Source organism: Bradyrhizobium sp. Leo78, from assembly GCF_059512425.1.
In genome coordinates this window covers 1-5,260 of sequence record NZ_JCAMOT010000108.1, presented here as the reverse complement: position 1 = coordinate 5,260, position 5,260 = coordinate 1, and the positions used below count along the sequence as shown (strand labels likewise).

At 59.5% G+C, this 5,260-nt stretch carries 10 protein-coding genes; 5 read left to right on the top strand and 5 right to left on the bottom strand.

Translation table 11 applies throughout. From position 1 onward, the window contains the following. From AC5ZG1_RS43400 to AC5ZG1_RS43390, 3 genes are all read right to left on the bottom strand, one after another. Window positions 1-270 (bottom strand): hypothetical protein (locus AC5ZG1_RS43400; protein WP_496136477.1); only part of this gene is annotated, 270 nt, incomplete at its 3' end. Between the two features lie 946 nt (window positions 271-1,216). Beyond that, a complete protein-coding gene (locus AC5ZG1_RS43395; protein ID WP_456647182.1) occupies window positions 1,217-1,408 on the bottom strand; it encodes a hypothetical protein in 192 nt (63 codons plus the stop codon). Between the two features lie 93 nt (window positions 1,409-1,501). Beyond that, window positions 1,502-1,687: a hypothetical protein gene (locus AC5ZG1_RS43390; RefSeq protein ID WP_456647183.1), complete on the bottom strand. Its 186-nt coding sequence runs from the start codon at window positions 1,685-1,687 to the stop codon at window positions 1,502-1,504. 216 nt (window positions 1,688-1,903) lie between these two features. On the opposite strand from AC5ZG1_RS43390, the gene AC5ZG1_RS43385 reads away from it, so the two are divergent. Both AC5ZG1_RS43385 and AC5ZG1_RS43380 read left to right on the top strand, forming a co-directional pair. After that, on the top strand, window positions 1,904-2,182 hold the full coding sequence (locus tag AC5ZG1_RS43385; RefSeq protein ID WP_456647184.1) for a DUF2934 domain-containing protein: 279 nt from the start codon (window positions 1,904-1,906) through the stop codon (window positions 2,180-2,182). Window positions 2,183-2,282: 100 nt separating this feature from the next. Continuing rightward, entirely contained in the window at window positions 2,283-2,462 is a 180-nt protein-coding gene (locus tag AC5ZG1_RS43380; RefSeq protein WP_456647185.1) for a hypothetical protein, read from the top strand. Between the two features lie 1,184 nt (window positions 2,463-3,646). On the opposite strand, the gene AC5ZG1_RS43375 is transcribed toward AC5ZG1_RS43380, so the two are convergent. After that, the gene (locus tag AC5ZG1_RS43375) at window positions 3,647-3,778 is read right to left on the bottom strand and encodes a hypothetical protein (RefSeq protein ID WP_456647132.1); all 132 of its coding nucleotides are present in this window, start codon (window positions 3,776-3,778) and stop codon (window positions 3,647-3,649) included. A 376-nt stretch (window positions 3,779-4,154) separates the two neighbouring features. Next, on the bottom strand, window positions 4,155-4,292 hold the full coding sequence (locus AC5ZG1_RS43370; protein WP_456647133.1) for a hypothetical protein: 138 nt from the start codon (window positions 4,290-4,292) through the stop codon (window positions 4,155-4,157). Between AC5ZG1_RS43370 and AC5ZG1_RS43365 the strand changes: the two genes are divergently transcribed. The 3 genes from AC5ZG1_RS43365 to AC5ZG1_RS43355 are packed head-to-tail and all read left to right on the top strand — an operon-like array spanning window position 4,291 to window position 5,227. Continuing rightward, a complete protein-coding gene (locus AC5ZG1_RS43365; RefSeq protein WP_496136476.1) occupies window positions 4,291-4,560 on the top strand; it encodes a hypothetical protein in 270 nt (89 codons plus the stop codon). The two genes, AC5ZG1_RS43370 and AC5ZG1_RS43365, sit on opposite strands and share 2 nt — an antisense overlap. Beyond that, the gene (locus tag AC5ZG1_RS43360) at window positions 4,553-4,843 is read left to right on the top strand and encodes a hypothetical protein (protein ID WP_456647135.1); all 291 of its coding nucleotides are present in this window, start codon (window positions 4,553-4,555) and stop codon (window positions 4,841-4,843) included. The genes AC5ZG1_RS43365 and AC5ZG1_RS43360 overlap by 8 nt, the downstream gene beginning before the upstream one ends. 51 nt (window positions 4,844-4,894) lie before the next feature. After that, window positions 4,895-5,227, top strand: a complete 333-nt coding sequence (locus AC5ZG1_RS43355; RefSeq protein WP_496136475.1) for a DUF1488 family protein — start codon at window positions 4,895-4,897, stop codon at window positions 5,225-5,227. Window positions 5,228-5,260: the final 33 nt, after the last annotated feature.

The following is a 5,260-nucleotide window of genomic DNA, read 5'->3' as shown; positions in this document are numbered from 1 at the left end:
GCGTTGTAGGCGTGGCGGTTGCTGGTTCATCCGGCAGCCGGCTCCAATTTCGTTTCTGATGGGCCGGGGGAACTCCGCTCGGTCAGCGTGAGGGCGCCGCAAGGTGCTCTGCGCTAACGCGGTCTTGGGATCGGCTTTCAGAAAGACATTCAGCGGCCCGGCCCACCGTTCCAGCGGGTGATTCATACCGCGCATGGATGTCAGCTGCGCACGCGCCAGAAGCCGATGGTGATCAATGGCGCGGTATCCGATTGAGACGCTGAACGGCATTCGCAATGCTGTTCTGCCGGGCGTGTGGGTAGCGCAAGAACGGGCTGAACGTGACGGCATTCCGATCTATCGCGCGGACGTCGAGCAGCCGACATCAAACACACGCACGCACACACACGATCCGCTCCTGTCGCAACCAAGAGGCAAAGTCCGCCCTACGGTTGGTCTCGGTCTTTTGCCCTGCGTTGTAGCGCTTCCCATTTGGCGCGGTTGATCTCCGGTTGCTCCGGCTTATCCACCTTCGCCATCTTGTCGGTGCCAAAAGTCACGAAGCGCCTTCACCTCTAACAGGACGTAGACGAGCAGGATCAAGTTAAAGCTCAGAAGAAGATTCGGTGTACGTCATGGTTCACCCCTCCGATGACGCGGGGGCAGAAGGTCGGCAAACCCGCCCCCGCGTCTTTTCGGCTCCATGATGGGCAATATGGCTCCGAACTTCCATCTGCCTCGGGAAAAGCTTGGGAAGCGGGAGCATAAAACGCACGACAAGGCTGTTCGCGCAAAGCAACAAATACTGAGGAACTGTGAACGTAACTCTCGCGCATCGCGAGATTTTGACCTCAACCCACAACCGTTCTCTTATAAAGAAATCGTAAATGTGCACGCATAGCGCCTTGCGACTCCTCGCTCGAACTTAGCGAGGTTGCATAAAATGATTTCATCAACAACCAGGCTCCCGCAATCACGAAAGCGCGCCGCGGCCCTTGATGGGGGGCTTTTTTGCCTTGCAGAACGCGTCGTCGTCGCGCCGAACAAAGCTTTTTGGCAACGCCGGAGGCGACGATTCGTCAACGTTTGTTGCAACGCGGGCACGGCATGCCGGCGCCGCCGCACGTGCACGCATGGATGCTAAGCCAAGGTTGGTTCGGATGGTTCTCGCAAACCCAGAGGAAGTTATCGCAGAGGGCGCACTATTTCATTCTCAGTGCACTCCCATCGGCTAACGTCAGGTGTCGTTTGCGACGCGCGCCAGTTCCTGGCAGAGCGGGCAGGTGATCGCTTCGTCCTTCGCCAGATAAACCCAATCATTCGATGCGTCTTTGCCGCAAAGCGTCCAGTACACTCGGGCATCGGGGTGGATGTCGGCGCCCTCGCAGACGTGCACAACGCCGCGGTCGTCGCACCAGTACATCGGCATGCCATTGATGGTTCGAAAGCTCGTGGCGCGCTCGGGCTCCGACCATGTGCGTTTGTCGGGGTCGTATGGCTCGATTTCAATAGTTTTCAGAGTCTAGCTCCTTTCATCCGCTTTCGGCACCCCATATCGATCTGCCGACCCGGCGGGCAGCGGCTCGCTTATTTGGTGCTCGATAGCGACGCCCTCCGGATCGTTTTCCTTAAGCCACGCCTGCGCCTCATCTTCGGTATCGAATTTTTTGAAGGTGTCCCGTCCTTTGTAGATCCAGACTGTTGTCATCAGAGAGACTCCTCAACCTAGGTCATCATCCGCCGTTACCGTCGCCTCGAAGTCCTCCGGCATCTCGGGAGGATTACCTCTGTTGCACCACGGGCACGGGGCGCCGGCTCCGCCGCATGTGCAAGCTCGCGCCTCGTGATCCGGCTTCCCGGAGGCACGAACTAGACTAAAAATGAACGATCTTGCCTCCACCGTTTTAACTAGGCGGAGGCGGCCATGAGCCATAGCACCGATCGCCAAGAGTTAGAGCGCCAACTCGAACAGGCGAAGCGGCTGGCTTCCGGGATAACCGACCAAACGACCTATCAGCGGCTCAAGGCGTTCGTCGAGGATCTGAGGGAGAGCCTGCAACGGCGCCTAGCCGCGCGGCGGTCCAAGCAAGCAATCAGGGCTCGTGCCCACGAACTCTGGGAACAGCACGGGCGGCCTACGGGCCGAGACCTCGAGTTCTGGTTCCTGGCAGAGCGGGAACTTAGCGAGGATGAAAACGAGTGAGCACGCGTCCCGAAGGGGACGCACCCAGCCAAGCGAGAGTTCGGGGGCGGCCCCGATACTTAGAGCGTGCTATCATGTCGCCTCACAGGAGGTAGTCGCGATGTCGGCTTCAAAGAAACCGCTAAAACCCGATGATTTTCCAGTGCAAGCCGAAGGCAAAAAGATCAAGAAACAGGACGGCACGCCGATCGCGACCACTGAAGATTCACCGATCGCCAATGACGTGGCAGAGCGCCTCAATGAGGACGAAGCCCGCCGCGAAGAAGATAAGTGGGCCTGATCTTCCGTCGTCGACGGACGACGGGCGGCCGCGTGCGATCAGTCATCGATCAGCGTGCCGATCTACGTCGATAAGGATGACGGTCTTCGTGCTTTGACCGATTGACGGAGTGAAAATCTCTCGAGGGACCAGGCGCCGAAGGACGCGGTAGTCAGCGGATTTCGCCAATGCTTCGGCCATGGCTGCGAAGGATAAGTCGGTTTCAAGCATTTGGTGTCGCGGTCCTCCGGCTACTTCGCCCATGCGTCGCGCCTGGCTGAGTTACAAGTCTAGGACGGATACTCACAAAATGCGACGTCCGCTTCCGGGGGTAAAGCGGACGCTTTGTGCCCGTCCCGAGAATTTCGCCACATGACCCTTTTGAGACATGTCGTGGTAGCTTGAGGACGTCCGCTTATCGGGGAAGACCGGAAGGGGACCGCCGCGCGATTAGAACGCCGCGAATGCCTCACACCAGTCATCCGTGCGGCTGACGACACCTCCACCCGCTTAGTTAGGAACGATTCGTGGCGTGTGCTTTCTTCGATCTTTAGCGAGCCCAAGATGCGCCAGGCGAGGGGAGGACAAGCCGTACAGCGATGTGGCACGTAGTGCGACGGCAGTATGGCTGTTCGTTCTCTGTTTGGGGCTCTTAGCGCTACTCGAGAAGTTCGCATAAGAGCGCCCCACCGGGGGCCAGGTATCCAGAGCTGTGGCCGCCTTCGTCAATCTTGCTCGTCATCCTGTATCCTAATCGCCTTAAAGCCCTCCGGCAGCTCCGGCGGCGTGCTCTCGTCAGAGTGGTTGCACACCGGGCAAGGCGCGCCGGCTCCCCCCGCAACCGCAGGCGTTGTGACCCAGCCACGGCTTATCAAGCCCTTGAAGAATGGATGCCGCACCGTGCCCTACGCCGATTTTGCCCCCGGTCTCGGCGAGGAGCTTCGGCTCAACCCAGACGCCCTCGTGCGCGATTTCCTCAGCGCAAGGGTCGGGACCGGGAGTGCCGCTCACCGAGCGCGCTGATTAGCCCGATCGCGATAGTTAAACCACCGAGAGCGAACCAAATTGGGAACATGTCGGACTGAACCTGTGAAACGGCAATTACCCAGCCGCCAAAAACGATTAGCATGACAGAGATTAAATGGGTCACGGCGGTGTCCACGTCCGCTTCCTTTCGCGTCAATTGTCTGCTTTCGAGATTGTCACTATTTCTTCTTGCTCTGCGATAGGGTCGGGCGCGAGGTCGCTTTCTGGCTCGGTGCGGCGGCGATGACCTTGATCTTTTCTTTCTTAGGCTTCTTGGCTTCGCGGTTGCTTCGTTGCTGGCCTTTGGCCATGTCGGCACCCTCCTGGTTTTCGAGATGATCGTCTGACGAGAGGACCTGCCCACGAGACGTGCAGATTCTTACGCCGATGTAGCCTTCTTGCACCGATACGCGCGCGGATGCCTTCGTGATTGCCGCTAACCAGATATTTCAGTTGCGTCCGCCCGGGCATGTAAGACAGCCGCCGCGACCACCAGGATCACAGGCAAAAGCGGGACAACGCTAGGGGCACGAGCCACTCGGCCAGCCGAAATTGCCGCGAGAGAATGCTCCTGCTCGTTGCGACGGGAGCACGCGGCCCTCAGTCACCGGTGGATGCCATGAAAATGCGGTGATGGCGCACGCTACGCCCATGTTCTGGAATTAGCCAGTGCCAAATCACTTCCCTTCAGGTGGCAAGAACGCGCAGGAACGGGCGTAGTGCCTTCTCGTCGCGTGCGGCAACAAAGCGATGGCTATTGCGGTTTGAAGGGCGCATGCTGCTTTTGAGGCCGGCGCCAAAGTATTGCGAAAGGTAGGCGCGCATGACCATCCGTTCCCGACGCGAAGTCGTCACCTTTAAGCAACCGTTCCGGATAAGGGGGATTGATCGCCTGTTGCTCGCCGGCACCTATGAAGTCGTCACCGACGAGGAGACGATCGAAGGGTTATCGTTCGAGGCGTTCCGCCGCGTCGCTACTATGATCAAGTTGCCGGTGGAGGGCTCGCGCGGCTTGGCGATGGAGGTGGTCTCGATCGGCTCTGTCGATCTCGCCGACGCGCAACGCGTGGACGCGAGTGCTTCCGATGGCTGACGAGCCGTTTGATCTCGACAGCCACCGCGGCATGGCGGCGCAGAAGGCAACCGACATTCGTCGTGCGCTGGCGGAGGTCGAGACCCATGCGCAGGAGCTGCGCGAGCACCGAGCCGCGGTGGAAGACCACCTGTTGTCGGCTCCCGCCGCGTCATGGCCGGAGGCAGCCGCCAAGGCGCGCTATGTGCTCAAGCTGTACGCCGCGGGCCTGCCGCCGGAAGACACAAGGCATCGCGATCTCGTCGCAGCCGTGCTTGAGGATTTTGCGCGGCTCACCGAGTAGCGCTGAGTCGGGTACCGCGGCACGGCCGGGACTTATGAAGGAGTGGCTGACATGACGCTCACGTACGGTCGCTTCATCGCTTACGAATACGACAGGATGGTCGTCCTGTTCTCGATGCTCGACGGCCAAAGGGAGGTCCCCTGCGCGATTTCAACTTCAGCGATGGATGAGTTGGAGGGTTTAGTGCGCGCGAGTGCGGGCCAGCGCGAGGCGCAATTCATGCGGTTGCGGGAGCGCATCGAAACCTGCGCCGCCGGCAAATATCAGGCGACCGAGTTCGAGGGTACGCCGCCCGGGATCATCCTGCGCAGCATCGATTTCCGGAAAGAGCGTAAGCCCTCGGTGAAGCTTTCAATTACCCATAACTTTGACCACTCGGGCTGATCCGCTGATCGGCGAAATCTTGAATCGAAAGAA

Coding starts and splice junctions, on each gene's coding strand:
- AC5ZG1_RS43355 (WP_496136475.1), top strand. CDS start 4,895: ATGACGCTCACGTACGGTCGCTTCATCGCTTACGAATACGACAGGATG.
- AC5ZG1_RS43395 (WP_456647182.1), bottom strand. CDS start 1,408: ATGCCGATGTACTGGTGCGACGACCGCGGCGTTGTGCACGTCTGCGAG.
- AC5ZG1_RS43370 (WP_456647133.1), bottom strand. CDS start 4,292: ATGCGCGCCTACCTTTCGCAATACTTTGGCGCCGGCCTCAAAAGCAGC.
- AC5ZG1_RS43375 (WP_456647132.1), bottom strand. CDS start 3,778: ATGGCCAAAGGCCAGCAACGAAGCAACCGCGAAGCCAAGAAGCCTAAG.
- AC5ZG1_RS43365 (WP_496136476.1), top strand. CDS start 4,291: ATGACCATCCGTTCCCGACGCGAAGTCGTCACCTTTAAGCAACCGTTC.
- AC5ZG1_RS43390 (WP_456647183.1), bottom strand. CDS start 1,687: ATGACAACAGTCTGGATCTACAAAGGACGGGACACCTTCAAAAAATTC.
- AC5ZG1_RS43360 (WP_456647135.1), top strand. CDS start 4,553: ATGGCTGACGAGCCGTTTGATCTCGACAGCCACCGCGGCATGGCGGCG.
- AC5ZG1_RS43385 (WP_456647184.1), top strand. CDS start 1,904: ATGAGCCATAGCACCGATCGCCAAGAGTTAGAGCGCCAACTCGAACAG.
- AC5ZG1_RS43380 (WP_456647185.1), top strand. CDS start 2,283: ATGTCGGCTTCAAAGAAACCGCTAAAACCCGATGATTTTCCAGTGCAA.